An 18,379-nucleotide genomic window follows, 5' to 3' on the forward strand; every position below is an offset into this window, starting at 1 on the left:
GTGTTTTATGGTGCCAATTGCTCTGATTCAAGGATTAGTTTTTTTCGGTACACTATTTTTGATAATGTAACACTAAATTCATATAGAAGAACTAACGGTACAATAACCAGAATATCTGAAATGAAGTCTGGGGGGGTAATAAGTACCGAAACAACAATTAAGAAAAAATAAGAGATTTTTCTTGATTTTGCAAGCCTCTGTGGATTAATGATCCCAAGTCTCGTTAAAAACATAATAATAGCAGGCATTTCAAATAAAAGGCCAAAAGGGACGGTTAGATTAATCATGAATCTAAAATATTTATCCACTGTGAAAAATGTTTCGAACTGATCGCCAGCAAGTGATTGGAGAAAGGATAAGACAATTGGAAACAGCAGAAAATACCCAAATGCGATTCCTGAAATAAACAAAATGAAGATACCGGGAATAAAAGCTAATGTTACTTTTTGCTCTTCTTTTCTGAGACCAGGCTTAACAAAAAGCCAAATTTGAAATGCAGCAACAGGAATTGTGAATGTAATTGCACTGATTCCTGCAATAGCCATGTAGATCCATAGAATATCACCAGGACCTAAGATTGCTAGTTTATCATTTAGATCTTTTACTAAGAAATGATGAATATCTTGAACGAATAAGAAAGAGATGATGAGAAAAAGAAGAAATGAAGCTAAAGTAATAATTACCCTTTTTCTTAATTCACTTAAATGATCAACAACGTTCATTTCAGTAAGATCCACTTTTTACAACCCCTTTCAGAAGCCTGTATTTAACGAATGATAAAGAAGTAAGCAGGTATGTGACCTGCCTACTTCTACTGTTTATTAACTACCGGTTTTACTATTAGGTCGCTCAACAGCTTGTAGCTTTGAGTTTTCATCCGCTTTATCAGCTTCTTTGTTATCGCCATTAACTAGATCATTTGTGGCTTTTTTAAATTCCTTAAGAGTTGAACCAAAAGCTCGTCCAATTTCAGGAAGCTTTGAAGGTCCGAAAATAATTAGTGCAATGACTAGAATAAGAATTAATCCGGGAATACCAATATTTTGTAGCATCTATCTTCCTCCAATTATCATTAGCTCAATTTTATTCCGTGACGCTCAAATGCTGCTGCTTCTAGAACAGACATACCTTGTGCCTCGGCAGCCTTAGCAATTGTTTCTGAAAGTTTCGGTGCAAGGTTCGCAGGAGCAGCATAGGACATTTCTCTTGCGCGTGCTGCGTTTCTGCGTTGGAATGGTCCCCAAATAGCAAAGGTCATACCAGGATCTTGAATATTGACAAAAAGTGTGTTTCCATCTGGTGAGAAGATTGGTCCGGCAAATTCAGCATCATTGAAACGGTTTGCTGCAAAAGGATAAACCTTGCCTTCTGGAGTAATTCCCATAATGCGATCTTGTCCACTTCCATCTTCTACGAACCAAAGGTCACCCCAAGGAGTACAGCAGATATTATCTGGATATTCCATTTTTTGTGCATCATTTCCTTCATAGAAAAGCTCCAATGTATTAGTATGAGGAACGTAACGGTAAACACGTCCAAGTTTCTTATCACCAGCAGAGGTATCATCAAACCAGAAAACACCCTCTTGGAAGAACGCACCCTCAAGTCTACTGAATTCGATGCAGTTTTGTTCCTTAGCTTCCTCGCGGCACCAATGAGGATCTACTTCCTTCCATACAAGCTTAAATGTTTGTCCTGTTTTAAAGCTGCTTGCTGATGGATCAGTTACAGCTTCAATTGCTGCTGCATATAGGGTACCGCCTTTTTGTAATGATCCTGGTTTTTGGCTTAAGTCATTAGGTATAAAACGATAGAGGTAGCTTGGGCTTGCATCTTCGGTTAAGTAAACATATCCTGTTGAAGGGTCGATCGCACAAGCTTCGTGAGAAAAGCGACCCATTTCCTTGATTGGCGTTTTTGATAAGTCGTTTTCTGGTTGAAGTGGGTCAACCTCAAATACATATCCGTGGCCTTCGGAACGGTTTTCTTCACATGTTAACCAAGTGCCCCAAGGCGTCGCTCCTCCTGCACAGTTTCGGATTGTTCCTGAAGATGTAACATATTCCTTCCTAACTTCGCGATTTGGGCCTACAACGAGAGCTGATGTCCCACCTTGAGCGTTAGGGTCATAAGGATTTTTCCCAAATGCTGGACCTCCTGATAACTCATGATTTCGAACAAGAATTGTTGTATTGTTCGGACCTTCAAATGCAGCCATTCCATCGAATTTTCCAGGAATAACTGTTCCGTCTGTCATTAACTCGCCTTGTCTGGAAATAATTTTGTAATGAAAACCTCTAGGTAAATCAAGAATTCCATTTGGATCTGGAAGTAAATCTCCATAACCACCAAATCCGGATGTAGGGTTTCCCTTTCCTTTAGCTTGGGTTGTTTTAGCACCTACAGATAGTAACCCTGTAGTTCCTAGAGACAATGCAACTGTACTCATTCCTCCAACCTTTAGAAAATCGCGACGATTCATACTTTTAAATTCTTTGTTTTCGGTCATCTGAGATTCCCTCCCCATAATTTTGGAGTCAGTTCATTGTTGTGTGTCTATGTACAAACTATCAGTCTTACGTAAACGGAATGTGAAAATTATGTAAATAATTGATGAATTCTGAAAAATGGTAAAAAAGAACCGTATCTATACAAGTGTGTTGATTGTCATAGATACGGCGGCCTATTTATTTAGGTAATAAAGAGAGGATATCTTGTGGAAACGTAGCTTCTACTTTAATAGATTTGTGTGAGATAGGATGAGTTAAAGATATCATTGCAGCATGCAAAGCCTGTCGTTGTAAGAGTTTTTTGTCTCCACCATAAAGGGTATCTCCAATGATTGGATGACCTATTGAACTTAAATGAACGCGGATTTGATGAGTTCTTCCAGTTTCAAGTTGCAGTGATACAACGGACAAGTTTTTCTTTTGGTCATAATGTTCTGTGTGATAGTGTGTTACAGCACTTTGTCCCTTTGGTGAAACTCTTCTTCGAGTAGGATGATGGCGATCCTTGCCAATAGGCTTTTTGATCACACCATTTGGTGGAGATAATCTCCCATTTACAATAGAAATATATGTGCGTTTAATCTTTTTAGTCTGAAGCTCTTGATCTAATAGAGAATGGGCTAAGTCATTCTTAGCAAAAACAACTGCACCAGAGGTATCTCTGTCAAGACGATGAATATGTCTTACTCTTATTTTTAGTCCACATGTTTGATAATAGTAAGCTACCCCATTCGCCAAAGTGCCCCTTTGATTTGCCTCATTGGGATGTGTATCAATTCCAGCGGGTTTATTAACAATCAGTAGGTGATCATCTTCATAAAGAACCTCTATTGCATGATCCTCTGGTATGACTCCGTAATCTTCTTCCTTAAATATATGTAAGCATAATTGATCATCTTGGATGAGTTGATGATTCACATCTGCTTTGTGATTATTTTTCATAATAGCTGATGTGTTGTTCCACTTTTGAATAAGTGCTTTTGAAGCACCAAGCTTTTGCGTTAATATGTGGAAAACAGTATTGTTTGCCCAGTCTACTGGGATGTCTATTTCGAGCCATTCACCGACACGTTTCATGAAGGTCACCATTCCTTTATTGCATGTTTTGTGTAAAGAAAAGTATACAGAACAATGAATGGATGTACAATCTAGTTCCGGTAACACTTACCTCTAAAATGTTGTTATAGACTATGGTATGCTTATTACAGCTAATAAAAGGTTAATAGGAGAAAAAGGGTGATATAAGTGAAGGTTGTTGTGGCGTCAACGGACGAGCAAGAAAACCACATAGCGGAGTTAGTTGAACAACTGTATACCGAAATTTTTCCGAGGTTCTTTCCAGATGATGAAATTTTCGAGTTAAAAAAACTAAAAGTGCTTCAGCCGCAAGCATCTGATCAGGTATACAATGGGACATTAAAGGATGCATTTCAAATTATTTCAAGCCTTCAAGCATTGATTGCCGTTCTTGACTTAATTAATGATTGTAAAGATGAAAAAGAATATGAAGAAATGTTTGAGCGGAATAGCCAGAACTTAAATGAATATGGTTATTTCTTTCCTTTGTCCTTTTCTCAATTTAAACATGCTGAGAGTAGGGAAGGGAAATTTAGTCAATTCATTAAGCCGGCTAATCACTTCATGATCTAGCTAGTTGAAAAAAGCACGGAATCACATTTGATGTGTGATTCCGTGCTTTTTTATTACTCAGCTTTCCAATCATTTAATAATGAACGAAATGCCTCTTCTGTATTTGATCCTTCTGAACGTGCTACTTCTTTACCATCTTGATAATGAACAAGAGTAGGTGTTCCAGTTATATTGTATTGTTGCCATGCGTCTTCAAATTCTAATAAATTCAGTTGGTTGATCTCGACACCAACTTCATCTGCAATTGGCATTAATACAGGGGTAGTTGCTTTACAATGCTCACATAATGGGCTAAAAAAGTAGACAACTGTATCTTCTTTGTTTTCTAACTTCTTTTCCAATTCATCTGGAAGAATTATGTTTTGATAATTAGGGTCATCAAGCTGATCTATTGTTGCGGGATCGAGATCACTCTTTCCATACACATTTCCTTCAGCTTTTTGATTGTTTTGATATGTTGTAACAAATGCTAGTCCACCAAAAAGAATTAAAATAACTGCACCAAAAATAAGAATTTTTTTCATCTTATTTACCTGCTTTCTTTAGAATTAATAAGCTTGTAATAAAAACAATTGTAAAACCGATTAGTGCTAAAAAAGGAATAGTCATAAAACCTAGCCAATTAATATACTCACCTGTACAAGGAACAATTCCGCATGAAACAGAATTTTCTCCTAAAAATGGAACCTTTTGGACTCCATAATGATAAAGAGAGATACAGCCTCCAATTGCAGATAATATAAGTGTATAAAGAGCAATACCTGCATCCTTTTTATAAACACCAATTCCTAAAATAATAACTAAAGGATACATGAAAATTCGTTGATACCAACAAAGCTCACATGGAGTGTATTTTAATATTTCAGAGAAGTAAAGACTACCTAATGTAGCAATAAATGATGCCATCCATGCTATTGATAATAAATTTTCTACTTGTTTTTTAGTAGAGCTCGACATATCATCCCTCATTCACTAATTTATGTACCATTAAATTATAAAGGCTTAGGTAATAGACTGTAAAAGAATTCAACAGAAAAAATGGAAGTAACAGGGTATTTTTTGAATTTTCCTTGAATTCGAGGTATTTTTGTCCTATTTTTTGATTAATGTAAGATGGGTATTCATTATAAAAACTTCTAATTATAATTCCTTTTATCTAATCCATACTAAATTTGAAAGGGAGGGATGAGTCTTGAATACAATTCAAGAGTGTATGACAACAAGTGTTGCAACTGTTTCATCTAATCAAACGATTAAAGAAGCAGCAGAGTTAATGAGTCAAAATAATGTTGGTTCTATTCCTGTTGTTGATAATGGTCAATTAAGAGGTATAATTACGGACCGTGACATTACTCTTCGCTCAACTGCTGAGGGACTTGATAGCAATACATTAGTTTCTCAAGTCATGTCAACAAACCTTGTATCAGGTCACACGAGCATGTCAACTGAAGAAGCTGCAAAGGTAATGGCTCAACATCAAATCCGTCGACTTCCAATTGTTGAAAATAATCAATTAGTTGGGATTGTTGCATTAGGTGATTTGGCAACAAATCAAATGTCCGATGAAGCAGCTGGACATGCCTTAACGAATATCTCTGAACCGAATAAAACAAATTAAGAAGAAAAGGCCGACTATGTTGGCCTTTTTTAATAGGGTTATGAAAAGGATCATCATATTCCGAATAAAGTATAAAATATTAAACATAAGCTAAAAAGATTAATTATGTTTTTAGAAAGAAAATAAAGGGTAATAGTTACTATTAGATATGTTCATGCAAATATAAAAAAGGAGTAACAATATGTCCGAAAAGCTAGATTTATCCAAATTCGAAAAGAAGATGATTATACGAAATATTGAGGAAAGTGACATAGATGCGATCATCAAGCTTCAATCGAAGTGCTTTCCTGGGATGGAGCCATGGAAAAGAGAACATTTAGAAAGTCATCTGGACCATTTTCCAGATGGTCAATTCTGTGCTGAATTTGAAGGGAAAATCATCGGATCATGCTCGAGTTTATTATTGAATTTTGATGAATATGATGACCGACATACATGGGATGACATAACTGATAATGGTTATATCACGAACCATGATCCTGACGGCTATAATATGTATGGAATTGAAGTAATGGTACATCCCGATTACAGACGTATGAAAATTGGTCATCGTTTATATGAGGCAAGAAAAGATCTTGCAAGAAGATTAAATTTAAAAAGTATTATTATTGGTGGTAGAATTCCTAATTATTATAAATATGCTGATGAACTTTCACCAAGAGAATATGTTCAGCAGGTTTCCTTACATAAAGTTTACGATCCTGTTTTGTCTTTTCAGTTATTAAATGAATTTACACTTATGAGGATTAACCCAAATTATTTATCAGATGATTTGGCTTCATACCAATATGCAACTTTAATGGAATGGAATAATGTTGATTACCAGCCTAATACAAAACGTTTTTATAAAACGTCAAATCCTGTCCGTATTTGTGTTGTCCAATACATGATGAAGCAAATTGATTCCTTTGAAGAATTTGCTAAGCAAGTAGAATATTACACAGATGTAGCCTCAGATGCCGGCTCAGATTTTGCCGTGTTCCCTGAAATTTTCACTACTCAGCTTATGTCTTTCTTAAATGAACGATCACCTAGTAAAGCGATTCAACGGCTAACTGAATTTACAGAAGAGTATATTGAATTGTTCACTGAACTGGCTGTCAGGTACAATATAAACATTATCGGTGGATCACATGTAGTTGAAGAAGAAGGGCGAATTTATAATATTGCTTATCTCTTTAGACGTGATGGAACCATTGAGAAGCAATATAAGCTTCACATTACCCCAAACGAAAGAAAATGGTGGGGAATTAGTCGCGGAGATCAGGTTAAAGTTTTCAACACAGATTGTGGGAAAATTGCCATACAAATTTGCTATGATATCGAATTCCCTGAATTAGCGAGAATTGCTACAGACAAAGGGGCAAAAATAATATTTACTCCTTTCTGTACAGAAGATCGTCAAGGCTACTTACGAGTTCGTTACTGTGCTCAAGCACGTGCAGTAGAAAATCAAATTTACACAGTTATTGCAGGTACAGTAGGAAATCTTCCGCAAACTGAAAACATGGATATTCAATATGCACAATCTGCCATCTTCGCACCTTCTGACTTTGAATTTGCTCGTGATGGAATTGTTGGTGAATGTAACCCGAATATTGAAATGGTCATTATTGGTGACGTTGACCTTGAGATATTAAGACGTCAACGCCAATCGGGAACAGTTAATCAATTGAAAGATAGAAGAAAAGATATTTATTCAATTAATTATAAGAAGTAATGAAAAGAAGCCAACTCACTTGGGTTGGCTTTTTTGGTATGTGTGTTTGGTTAATCATAAAATATTATTAGACAGAATCTGTCACAAAGGAAATATCGTAACAAAATATAAAACTTAAAAAACCTTTAGTTTTGTTAATTTTGACTTTAACGAAAGTTGTTTTACTATAACTCTAAAGGAATTTTTAAAGGAAATACTCGGAATTTGTAGAAATTCAATTATATCTAAGATATTTTTATATGCTAAAATATAAATGATTTTTACTAATTTTTGAAAAAAACTCCTGGGAGGTAAAAATGAGCTGGGAACAAAACTATCAACGTTGGAATAATAAACAAGATTTAGATTCGGAACTAAAAAATCTTTTAATTAGTATGGAAGGTAATGAAAAGGCTTTAGAAGATTGCTTTTATAAAGATTTAGAATTTGGTACAGGCGGTATGCGTGGTGAAATTGGACCAGGTACAAACCGTATGAATATATATACAGTGCGTAAAGCATCCGAAGGTTTAGCAACTTACATAGAAACATTTGGTGAGGAGGCAAAAAAACGAGGTGTAGCGATTGCTTACGACTCTCGTCATAAGTCACCAGAATTTGCAATGGAGGCTGCAAAAACATTAGCTTCTCATGGTATTCAAACATATGTATTTGAAGAATTGCGTCCAACTCCTGAGCTTTCATTTGCGGTTCGCCATTTACATGCTTTTTCGGGAATCGTTGTTACAGCCAGCCACAATCCTCCAGAATATAACGGATATAAAGTGTATGGAGAAGATGGAGGTCAATTGCCACCGGCTGCAGCAGATACAGTTATTTCATATGTAAACAAAGTGGAAGATGAATTACTCATAAATGTAATAGATGAAGACGAGTTAAAAGCACAAGGTCTAATCAAAATGCTTGGTGAAGAAATAGACCAAGCTTATACAGAAAAATTAACGACTATCTCTGTCAATCCAGAGCTTTCTACAGAAGTAGATGTGAAGGTTGTGTTCACACCATTACATGGAACGGCTAATAAGCCGGTTAGAAGCGGTTTGAAGGCACTAGGATATCAAAATGTGACAGTTGTTAAGGAGCAGGAATTACCAGATCCAAACTTTTCGACTGTTAAATCTCCAAATCCAGAGGAGCATGATGCCTTTACTTTAGCTATTAGAGACGGTGAATCCATCGATGCTGATGTTTTAATTGGGACAGACCCAGATGCAGATCGCCTTGGGGTTGCTGTGAAAAATAATGAAGGACAATATGTTGTGCTTACCGGAAATCAAACGGGTGCATTGCTTTTACATTATTTGCTTTCTCAGAAAAAAGACAAGGGAATACTTCCAAGTAACGGGGTTGTGTTGAAAACAATTGTTACTTCGGAAATTGGTCGCGATATTGCGAGTTCTTTCGGGCTTGATACAATTGATACTTTGACAGGCTTTAAATTCATTGGAGAAAAAATAAATGAATATGAGCGAACAGGTCAATATGAATTCCAATTTGGCTATGAAGAAAGCTATGGCTATTTAATTGGTGATTTTGCACGTGATAAAGATGCAGTACAGGCGGCATTATTATCTGTTGAAGTAGCTGCTTTCTACAAGAAAAAGGGACTTACTTTGTATCAAGGTCTATTAGAAATTTTCAAAGAATATGGCTATTACAAAGAAGGCTTACAATCACTTACATTAAAAGGAAAAGAAGGAGCAGAGCAGATTCAAAGTATTCTTCAATCGTTTAGAACCAATCCTCCAACTGAAGTTGCTGGTAAGAAGATTGTTACTATTGAGGATTATAAATCAAGTGAACGTCAAAATGTTACTGCTGGCACAACAGAAAAAATTAATTTACCAGGATCAAATGTATTAAAGTATATTCTTGAGGATAACTCTTGGTTCTGTGTTCGTCCATCTGGTACTGAGCCAAAAGCAAAGTTCTACTTCGGGGTTAAGTGTGAAACACTTGAGCAAAGTGAACAGCAATTAGCCACTTTAGAAGCTGGTGTAATGGAAAAAGTAAATGATTTAATTGCTACTCTTAGTAAGTAGTCTTGAAGCGGTCAACATATGTTGTCCGCTTTTTTTACGTCAGTAATACTCCAATGGTCGTAGAAAAATTCATACAGATAGAGAAGGTCTTAATAGCATAGATATTGCTATAATAAACTCAAGAAAAGGAATATGGGAGAAGAGACATGAGGGGAAAAGATAATCGAATCCATGAGTTAAATACATTAAAAACAATTGCAGAGAAACTAAACGAAGCAACAGATGTTGGGGAAATGTTGAGCGACGTGTTAAGAGAGTTACTCCATGTGACAGAGCTACCAACCGGGTGGATCTTTTTAATAGATGAAAAAGGCCAATACGAATTAGCAGCTGATTATGCTTTGCCTGCCGGATTGACATGGGAGCAAAAGAAACCGATGTGTCAGGGAGGCTGCTGGTGTCTTGATCGGTATCAGGATGGACGGCTGAAGAAAGCTGTTAATATCATCACATGTAAGCGAATTGAGGAAGCGATAGAACAAAAATGGGGAGATACGATGGAAATTACACATCATGCAACAGTGCCTTTACGTGCAGGAAACGAAAAATTTGGTGTTCTAAATGTAGCCTCTCCTCATAAAAAGAAGTTTACAGATGAAGAGCTGGCATTGTTGGAGTCTGTTGCGTTTCAAATTGGTACAGCGATGAAACGAATACAGCTTGTTGAAAAAGAACGATCTCATGCATTAACTGAAGAGAGAAATCGACTAGCTCAGGATTTACATGATTCAGTAAATCAGCTGTTATTTTCAATTATGTTAACAGCACGCGGAACAAAAGAGATGACGGAACAAGAAGATGTAAAAGAAATGTTGACCTATATGCAGGAACTTTCTCAAGAAGCTTTAACAGAAATGAAAGGCCTCATCTGGCAACTTAGGCCTCAGGGATTAGAGAATGGCATAACAGCTGCATTATTCAATTATGCAAATGTACTTGGGCTAAAAATGGCGTGCAATATAGAAGGTGTTTGTACTCTACCAAATCACATAGAAGAAGAGTTATGGAGAATAGGGCAAGAGGCATTAAATAATTGTAAAAAGCATGCTGAAACGAATGAAATAAGCTTTGAATTAAGTAAAACAGAATCTACTGTCATGATGGCCATAAAGGATAACGGAAGAGGTTTTCAATACGATGAGAGCCATTCAATTCCCTCATTAGGGCTAAAAGGAATGAGAGAACGAGTAATTCGGTTAAAAGGGAACTTTTCATTACAAAGCACACTAGGCGTTGGCACGAAAATTGAAATTATTATTCCGTTAAAATGAGGGGTATAGAAAAATGACGAAAATAAAAGTGGTTATTGCAGATGATCATCATGTGGTTCGAAGAGGATTGCTCTTTTTTCTCAAAACGCAAAAAGATATAGAGATAATAGGTGAGGCGAAAAATGGTCAGGAAGCGGTGGACATGGTGATAAAGCTAAATCCTGATGTTGTTTTAATGGATCTATCCATGCCGATTATGGATGGAGTCATGGCAACGAAAGCAATTAGAGAGGCCGACAATGAAGTTAAAATTATTATTCTGACTAGTTATGCAGATCAAGATCATGTTATTCCTGCCATTCGCGCCGGAGCATCTGGTTATCAATTAAAGGACATTGAGCCGGATGAACTTGTTCAAACAATACGAGATGTATTAAAAGGTGAAAGCAAGTTGCACCCAAAGGTAACGTCACATGTTATGACGCATCTTTCCGGACAAAATTCAAATCAACATACAAAGCTCGATGAATTAACAAGAAGAGAGAAGGAAGTTTTGAACGAGCTTGCTAAAGGGAAAAGCAATAAAGAAATAGCCAGTGCTTTGTATATTACCGAAAAAACAGTTAAAACGCATATATCGAATATTCTTTCAAAGTTACAGCTTTCTGATCGGACTCAAGCAGCGATTTATGCTGTGAAAAATGGATACTTAAAGGAGTAGAGTTACATGAATATCTTAGTTTTAAATGGCGGGCCTAGAAAAACTGGAAGAACGAAAATGGCTGCAGCCTTTATAGAGAGAACATACAATGCCAATCATTTTGACTTAAGTGAACGAGAACTGCCTCTATTCAATGGAGATGAAACTCGGGCTCACCTTCAAGTGATTCAGGAATTAAAGAAATCTGTTACTGACGCAGATGCTGTTGTACTATTATCACCAGAGTATCATAATGGAATGAGCGGGGCTTTGAAAAATGCTCTGGATTTTTTAAGCAGTGAACAGTTTGCACATAAGCCTGTTGCGATCATATCAGTTGCCGGTGGGGGAAAAGGTGGAATCAATGCTCTAAATAACATGAGAACAGTGATGAGAGGTGTCTATGCTCATGTTATTCCAAAACAAGTGGTCCTTGACCCTGATTGTTTTGACTATGATCAAAAAGGATTGGTTAATGAATCAGCTGCACTTGTTCATTCATTAATTGAAGAATTAACGTTATACACAAAGGCATTTCATAAAAAATAGGTAATAGAAAAGACTGACTAAGGATTGTATAGCCAATACGATCCTAGTCAGTCTTTTTTTATTGTAAAAATTTTAATTCAGGTTCTTCCTCTACAGCGTGATCAATATATCTTAACAATGAATAAAGCTGTTTTTCAACTTCTGTATAATCATGTTCAAAATTATAGGCATGTAGAAAATGCTCAATTTTTTTTGATAAAAAATCATCTTTTGTACGGACCATAAGAATAAGCAAGTTATCCCATTGTGAACGATGTGTGTAATACAATGCTTTGTCATAATCTACACTGTTCATTTTTTATAATCCCTCCTTCTTAAGGAGATAAGATTATTGTATGTGAAAAGTACTTTTTTTTACTGAGAAAAACTTGGTGTTGTTGTCATAGAGCCTATGGAAGTGATTACCCTTATAAAATGAAATCAATGTGGAAACCTAAGGCGAAAAAGGGGGTGAAAATGACGAAGAAAGTAATCATCTTTTTGGTTGTTTTCCTTATCGTACAGGATGTAAAAGCCGAAGAGCCTGAAATGTATACATATAATACAATGAAAACTCACATGTTAGAGCTTTCTAAACGATATGGGTTAGAAGTGAAAGAATTTGGACAATCGGAATTTGGACGAGACCTCCTTGCCATAAAAGTAGGTGAAGGAAAGAGGTCTATCTTGATAACAGGAAGTCATCACGGTCGTGAGTGGTTGTCAACACATATCATCATGAAAATGATTAAGGAATATGCAAGTGCTTATCAACATAAGCAAACATTATTTGGGCATAATCCGAATATATTGGATGATGTATCAATATGGTTTGTCCCGATGGTTAACCCAGATGGAGTGACCATACAGCAGCAGGGAATTATTCACTTTCCATTTCTTCTTCAGGAAATATATGTAGATATAAATGAAGGGGAAAATAACTTTAAAAGGTGGAAAGCTAATGCCCTTGGGGTAGACTTAAATAGACAATATCCTGCTGGATGGGAGAATATTAAAGGTGATACAGCTTATGCTTCTTACTCTCACTATAAAGGAGAAAAACCCTTTGAAGCAAAAGAGACTAGGGCACTAGTGGATTTTACCGAAAAAATTCAGCCACTTACATCGGCTGCTTACCATACGTCTGGACGTGAACTTTATTGGTACTATTATAATGAGTTAAGCCATCTTCAAAGGGATTATCAATTAGTCGATATAATTGCCGAAAAAACAGGCTATAAAGTTTCTTATCCACCTTATGATGCAATTGGTGGTGGATATACAGATTGGTTTATTCAATCATATCAAAGACCTGCACTAACTATTGAACTTAGTTACCCAGTTGAAGAAACAAATCCTCCATTATCAGTGTTGCCTGAGGAATGGAAACGGAACAAAGAAGTAGGATTCATCATATGTAAATTTGCCAAAGAAGAACTGTTGGAAAAAGAATAACCTGTGAATATGAAAGGTGAAAAAGGGGACATTAATAAAAAATGTTCTGTGGAGGAAAAAAATGAAGAAAAATTCTCTGTCTAAACTTTTGATTACATTTGTAGCATTATTTATTGTTATGTCAGCAGGAATGAAAGCATATGGTGAACCAAATCCTGATGAGACTGACTATAAAAAATGGAGTAGAATTGCGGTTTCCTCGGTCAAAGAAAAATACCCAGATGCTGAACTAACTGATTATAAATATGTAGGACGGAAGAAAGTTAACGAAAATGAAACAAGGGATACATTTCATATTAAATGTACTCAAAAAAACAGATCATTTATTGTAAAGGCTGATGTTGTGTTCAATCCAACAACTGGAAAGCTTATTACTGTTAATATAGAAGAACTTAGAGAAGGTGGACTTTAATGGTCACCTTCTTCTTATTTATTTAATGAAAAGTAATGTAACAGAGCTGACTGGTTTTTGGCAACATCTGCTAATGTATATTGATCCAATACTTCCAAGTATGCTTGAAGTGCTTTATTTAAAACATGTTTAAGTCCGCATGCTGGTGAAATAACACATTGGTTATTTTCTTTATCAAAGCATTCAACAAGATGAAAATCTTCCTCCGTTTTGCGGACAATTTCACCTATGTTTATTTCCTCAGGAGCTTTAGCTAACCGAATTCCTCCATTTCTGCCGCGAATTGTTTCAATTACATTCATTTTTCCGAGCTCATATGTTACCTTCATTAAATGGTTTTTAGAAATATTATAAATCTCCGCAATTTCTTTTATGTTAGAGAGTTCTTCCTTTGGTTTTGTTGCTAAATATACTAGGACTCTTAATGAGTAATCTGTGTAAAGAGTTAAGCGCATGTATATAACCTCACATCTTTTTAATGTAGAACTGAATGTAACTTGATTATATTGCTATATTATCACAACTTTATTTCTGTGCACGAAATATGTTCGAAAATGTGACAGCTTTTTAAAAGATGCATTTTAGATATTGATTTAAGAGTTAAGGGTGAACTATGATAAAGATGTATTTAAAATACTACTTTAGGGGTGGATAAAATGTTATCCAATAAAACAATTGAAATTGTCAAATCAACAGCACCCGTTCTAGCTGACCGAGGAAAAGAGATTACCACGCATTTTTATAAGAGTTTATTTAAAGATTATCCTGAGCTATTAAATATTTTTAACCATGCAAATCAAAAGCAAGGAAGACAGCAAGCCGCTCTAGCAAATACAGTATACGCAGCAGCTACATATATCGATCAATTAGAAGTACTTTTACCAGCTGTAAAGCAAATTGCTCATAAACATAGAAGCTTAAATGTAAAGAAGGAACATTATCCAATCGTAGGAGAATATTTATTAAAGGCAATCAAAGAGGTGTTAGGAGATGCTGCTTCACCAGATATAATTGAGGCATGGGGAGAAGCTTATCAAGTGATCGCTCAAGTATTTATTGATGTAGAGCAGGAAATGTATGATCAAGCAAAAGAAGAAGCATGGGATGAATTCAAACCATTCCGTGTTGTAAATAAAGTGAAGGAAAGCTCACTTATTACCTCCTTTTACTTAGAGCCAGTTGATGGTTCAAAGGTTCCGAATTTTATTCCAGGGCAATATGTGACAGTCCGCCTTTCTATCCCAGGTGAGAAGTATCTATTTAACAGACAATACAGCTTATCCGATGCACCTGGTAAAAATACATTTAGAATTTCTGTTAAAAGAGAAAGAGATCATGTTAAAGAAGATGGCATGGTATCCAATTATCTGCATGATTTCATAAATGTGAATGATGAAATTGAATTAACAGCACCAGCAGGTGATTTTGTGCTGGAAAATCAAAAGAATCAAACAGTTCATTTAATTAGTGGTGGCGTTGGGATTACTCCAATGATGAGTATGTTAAATTATTTGGCTGATTCTCAGTCTGATAGAGAAATAACATTTATACATGCAGCAAAAAATGGGGAAGTGCATGCATTTGCTGAAGAAACACAAAAAAGTATCCAATCTCTGCCTAATGCGAAGGAATGTATCATTTACGAAACACCGAATGAGCTAGACCTTAAGAATCAAAACTTTATAGCGGAAGGCTATCTTAATGAAGAACTGCTAAATAAACTTATCGATAAAAATGGAGCTTTTTATATCTGTGGTCCGGTAGCCTTCATGAAAAATGTGATTGAATATCTTGAGGATCTTGGTGTAAAAACAGAAAATATTCATTATGAATTTTTTGGTCCTTCTGTTAGTTTGAAGGATTATCAGAATGCTTAAAAATATGAAATAAAACAAACCCTTTCATGTTTTCCCTCTTAAGTACATACATTTAAGATAACAATAGCTTAGGGGGGAGACTATGAAAGAAACTGATCAAAAGGCCCTGGAATATGCAATTTCAGAAATCACCGAGATTGCTAAAGGCTTTGGACTTGATTTTTATCCAATGAGATATGAAATTTGTCCTGCTGATATTATTTATACATTTGGTGCTTACGGTATGCCAACGAGATTTTCACACTGGAGCTTTGGTAAGCAATTTCATAAAATGAAGCTTCAATATGATTTAGGATTAAGTAAAATCTATGAGCTTGTCATAAACTCAGACCCATGCTATGCCTTCCTATTAGATACGAACTCCCTTATTCAGAACAAGTTAATTGTTGCCCACGTTTTAGCTCATTGTGACTTCTTTAAAAATAATTCTCGATTTAGCAATACAAAAAGGGAAATGGTTGAGAGTATGTCAGCCACTGCAGAACGAATTAAACAATACGAAATTTTATACGGTAGACATGAGGTTGAGACATTTTTAGATGCAGTTCTTTCCATCCAGGAGCATATTGATCCATCGCTTGTTCGGCCGAAACTCTCGTGGACAATTGATGATATTGAATTTGATGAGACGGAAGAGGATAAAGCAGCAACACCTTATGATGACCTATGGAATCTTGATAAAAAGCAAGAGAAAAAGATTGTCTCTAAAAAGAAAAGAAAGAAGCTTCCGCCATCTCCCGAAAAAGACATTCTTTTATTCATTGAAGAATATAGCCGGGAGTTAGAAGATTGGCAGCGTGATATTTTAACAATGATGCGTGAAGAAATGCTTTATTTTTGGCCCCAATTAGAAACGAAAATCATGAACGAAGGCTGGGCTTCGTATTGGCATCAGCGTATTATTCGAGAACTGGATCTTACTTCTGATGAAGCAGTTGAGTTCGCGAAGCTGAATGCTGGTGTTGTGCAGCCATCAAAAACGAGTATTAATCCATATTATCTTGGCTTGAAAATCTTTGAAGATATAGAAGAACGCTATAATAATCCAACAGAAGAAATGAAAATGTTTGGTGCAAAGCCAGGCTCAGGTCGAGAAAAAATGTTTGAGGTTCGTGAAGTAGAATCAGATATCTCCTTTATCCGCAATTACTTAACAAAGGATCTCGTGTTAAGAGAAGATATGTATCTTTTCCAAAAGCAAGGACGCGATTATAAAATTGTCGATAAAGAGTGGGAAGGAGTCCGTGATCAACTAGTTAGTATGCGGGTGAACGGCGGATTCCCTTATATTACAGTTAACGATGGAGATTACTTAAAAAACAACGAACTTTACCTAAAGCATTGGTTTGAGGATATTGAGCTTGATTTAAAATATCTAGAGAAAGTTCTTCCATATGTGTACCAGCTTTGGGGTAGACCAGTGCATATGGAAAGTGTTTTAGAAGGAAAAGCTGTATTGTTTTCTTATGATGGGAAGAGCGTGTCGAGGAAGTATTTATAGAGTGAAAAAGTCACTGGAAAGTACCAGTGACTTTTCTTATTGTATTCTTTTTGCACGGCCTATAGATAATCTCGACTTATTATTTAAAAAGATGAACAAAGATAAAATAATCTTCAAATCTAACCGATATATAAAGTAATAGGTTATTACTTTGATAGAGGAAAAATATGAATGAACTAAGTACCAAAACATTAAAGTTATTATTACTTACCGCATTAGTACTGTTTTTAGGGTTGTTAACAGTAATTTTCTTCCTTTATGAAAAGGAGGAACCCCGAATAAAAAAAGGAAGTAAAAGTGGGGAGTTAAGTTCAAAGGTGAATTCCAACTCTTTAAATAGCTCAAAATTTATGAGTAATAGTTCTTCAGAGGTATCAACTGAACTTGTACCGAATGTTGATTCACTTGAACAGGACGCAGAGCTAATTCAAGAAAAGATTGATTTATTGAACGAAATGGAAATAAAAAGGCCAGAAATCAAACAGAAAGAGTTTCACAGTACATTTGGAAGAAGAATAGTCTTTATCTATTTTTCTCATACTAGAGAATCTTTTTTACCTTATTTTAAAAAAGGAACTGCCCCAGAGAGTGCTTACCATTCCAAAGTAAATATATCACTGGTTGGAAACAGATTAGGAGATTCCTTGAGAAGCAATGGTATTTGGAATGATGTTAGTCAAGTAGATATAGTAAATATGTTAAATAGCCGCAACTTAACATTTGGTCGTTCTTATCAAATGTCCAGGGAGGTTGTTGTAAATGAATTGCGTGAAAATAGAGATTTAGAAATGGCATTCGATATTCATCGTGATTCATTGCCAAGAGAACATTCAACAATTGACATTGGTGGAGAATCACTTGCCAAAGTTTCGTTTGTAATTGGGAGTGGGCATGAAAATTATAAGAAAAATTTAGATTTTACGAATGGTATTCATGAAGTTATTGAGAAGAAATATCCTGGTCTTTCTAGAGGAGTCATCATTAAAGGTAAGTCTCAAGGTAATGGTGTCTATAATCAAGATTTACTACCTAATAGCGTTATTGTTGAAATAGGTGGTGTAGAAAATAATCTTGAAGAACTTTATCGGAGTGCTGATATTTTAGGGAACGCTATAAGTGAATATTATTGGGATAAAGTGCATGAATAGTACTGTA

20 protein-coding genes are annotated in these 18,379 nt (G+C 35.6%); 12 read left to right on the forward strand and 8 right to left on the reverse strand.

The window, feature by feature from the left end; genetic code table 11:
• Positions 1–5 precede the first annotated feature (5 nt).
• The 4 genes from tatC to MVE64_RS16875 all read right to left on the reverse strand — a co-directional run bounded on the left by tatC (position 6) and on the right by MVE64_RS16875 (position 3,587).
• A complete protein-coding gene (gene tatC, locus MVE64_RS16860) occupies positions 6–722 on the reverse strand; it encodes a twin-arginine translocase subunit TatC (protein ID WP_379053216.1) in 717 nt (238 codons plus the stop codon).
• Positions 723–821: 99 nt separating this feature from the next.
• On the reverse strand, positions 822–1,052 hold the full coding sequence (gene tatA, locus MVE64_RS16865; protein WP_098798657.1) for a twin-arginine translocase TatA/TatE family subunit: 231 nt from the start codon (positions 1,050–1,052) through the stop codon (positions 822–824).
• A gap of 20 nt (positions 1,053–1,072) precedes the next feature.
• Positions 1,073–2,509 (reverse strand): alkaline phosphatase PhoX, encoded by a 1,437-nt coding sequence (locus tag MVE64_RS16870; RefSeq protein WP_247339657.1) that lies wholly within the window; start codon positions 2,507–2,509, stop codon positions 1,073–1,075.
• Between the two features lie 178 nt (positions 2,510–2,687).
• Positions 2,688–3,587, reverse strand: coding sequence for an RluA family pseudouridine synthase (locus MVE64_RS16875; protein ID WP_247339659.1), 900 nt, complete (start codon positions 3,585–3,587; stop codon positions 2,688–2,690).
• Positions 3,588–3,755: 168 nt separating this feature from the next.
• Between MVE64_RS16875 and MVE64_RS16880 the strand changes: the two genes are divergently transcribed.
• Positions 3,756–4,160, forward strand: coding sequence for a DUF5365 family protein (locus MVE64_RS16880; protein ID WP_098798654.1), 405 nt, complete (start codon positions 3,756–3,758; stop codon positions 4,158–4,160).
• A 53-nt stretch (positions 4,161–4,213) separates the two neighbouring features.
• On the opposite strand, the gene MVE64_RS16885 is transcribed toward MVE64_RS16880, so the two are convergent.
• Positions 4,214–4,684: a thioredoxin family protein gene (locus MVE64_RS16885; RefSeq protein ID WP_098798653.1), complete on the reverse strand. Its 471-nt coding sequence runs from the start codon at positions 4,682–4,684 to the stop codon at positions 4,214–4,216.
• A gap of 1 nt (position 4,685) precedes the next feature.
• The gene (locus MVE64_RS16890) at positions 4,686–5,117 is read right to left on the reverse strand and encodes a disulfide oxidoreductase (protein WP_098798652.1); all 432 of its coding nucleotides are present in this window, start codon (positions 5,115–5,117) and stop codon (positions 4,686–4,688) included.
• Between the two features lie 256 nt (positions 5,118–5,373).
• On the opposite strand from MVE64_RS16890, the gene MVE64_RS16895 reads away from it, so the two are divergent.
• The 6 genes from MVE64_RS16895 to MVE64_RS16920 all read left to right on the forward strand — a co-directional run bounded on the left by MVE64_RS16895 (position 5,374) and on the right by MVE64_RS16920 (position 12,000).
• Positions 5,374–5,778 carry a CBS domain-containing protein gene (locus MVE64_RS16895; RefSeq protein WP_379053218.1) on the forward strand — a complete coding sequence of 135 codons (405 nt, stop codon included), beginning with the start codon at positions 5,374–5,376 and terminating at the stop codon, positions 5,776–5,778.
• Between the two features lie 181 nt (positions 5,779–5,959).
• The gene (locus MVE64_RS16900; RefSeq protein WP_247339661.1) at positions 5,960–7,498 is read left to right on the forward strand and encodes a bifunctional GNAT family N-acetyltransferase/carbon-nitrogen hydrolase family protein; all 1,539 of its coding nucleotides are present in this window, start codon (positions 5,960–5,962) and stop codon (positions 7,496–7,498) included.
• 296 nt (positions 7,499–7,794) lie between these two features.
• Entirely contained in the window at positions 7,795–9,540 is a 1,746-nt protein-coding gene (locus MVE64_RS16905) for a phospho-sugar mutase (protein WP_247339663.1), read from the forward strand.
• Between the two features lie 146 nt (positions 9,541–9,686).
• Positions 9,687–10,811, forward strand: a complete 1,125-nt coding sequence (locus MVE64_RS16910; RefSeq protein WP_247339670.1) for a GAF domain-containing sensor histidine kinase — start codon at positions 9,687–9,689, stop codon at positions 10,809–10,811.
• A gap of 13 nt (positions 10,812–10,824) precedes the next feature.
• On the forward strand, positions 10,825–11,472 hold the full coding sequence (locus tag MVE64_RS16915; RefSeq protein ID WP_247339672.1) for a response regulator: 648 nt from the start codon (positions 10,825–10,827) through the stop codon (positions 11,470–11,472).
• A gap of 6 nt (positions 11,473–11,478) precedes the next feature.
• Entirely contained in the window at positions 11,479–12,000 is a 522-nt protein-coding gene (locus MVE64_RS16920; RefSeq protein ID WP_212136015.1) for an NADPH-dependent FMN reductase, read from the forward strand.
• A 58-nt stretch (positions 12,001–12,058) separates the two neighbouring features.
• Here MVE64_RS16920 and MVE64_RS16925 read toward each other — a convergent pair whose 3' ends face one another.
• Complete coding sequence (locus MVE64_RS16925; protein WP_247339673.1) at positions 12,059–12,295, reverse strand: YhdB family protein; 237 nt, start codon at positions 12,293–12,295, stop codon at positions 12,059–12,061.
• A gap of 161 nt (positions 12,296–12,456) precedes the next feature.
• Here MVE64_RS16925 and MVE64_RS16930 point away from each other — a divergent pair, with 161 nt between their 5' ends.
• Entirely contained in the window at positions 12,457–13,434 is a 978-nt protein-coding gene (locus tag MVE64_RS16930) for a M14 family metallopeptidase (RefSeq protein WP_247339674.1), read from the forward strand.
• A 61-nt stretch (positions 13,435–13,495) separates the two neighbouring features.
• On the forward strand, positions 13,496–13,846 hold the full coding sequence (locus MVE64_RS16935; RefSeq protein WP_247339675.1) for a DUF3889 domain-containing protein: 351 nt from the start codon (positions 13,496–13,498) through the stop codon (positions 13,844–13,846).
• 14 nt (positions 13,847–13,860) lie between these two features.
• Here MVE64_RS16935 and MVE64_RS16940 read toward each other — a convergent pair whose 3' ends face one another.
• On the reverse strand, positions 13,861–14,301 hold the full coding sequence (locus MVE64_RS16940; RefSeq protein WP_121664559.1) for an RrF2 family transcriptional regulator: 441 nt from the start codon (positions 14,299–14,301) through the stop codon (positions 13,861–13,863).
• Between the two features lie 201 nt (positions 14,302–14,502).
• Between MVE64_RS16940 and hmpA the strand changes: the two genes are divergently transcribed.
• From hmpA to MVE64_RS16955, 3 genes are all read left to right on the forward strand, one after another.
• Positions 14,503–15,723, forward strand: coding sequence for an NO-inducible flavohemoprotein (hmpA, locus tag MVE64_RS16945; protein WP_247339677.1), 1,221 nt, complete (start codon positions 14,503–14,505; stop codon positions 15,721–15,723).
• Between the two features lie 82 nt (positions 15,724–15,805).
• Positions 15,806–17,224 (forward strand): SpoVR family protein, encoded by a 1,419-nt coding sequence (locus MVE64_RS16950; protein ID WP_247339681.1) that lies wholly within the window; start codon positions 15,806–15,808, stop codon positions 17,222–17,224.
• Between the two features lie 167 nt (positions 17,225–17,391).
• Positions 17,392–18,372, forward strand: coding sequence for a stage II sporulation protein P (locus tag MVE64_RS16955; protein WP_247339685.1), 981 nt, complete (start codon positions 17,392–17,394; stop codon positions 18,370–18,372).
• Positions 18,373–18,379: the final 7 nt, after the last annotated feature.

Origin of the sequence: Metabacillus endolithicus, from assembly GCF_023078335.1 — a bacterium.
GTDB classification, from domain to species: Bacteria; Bacillota; Bacilli; order Bacillales; family Bacillaceae; genus Metabacillus; species Metabacillus endolithicus.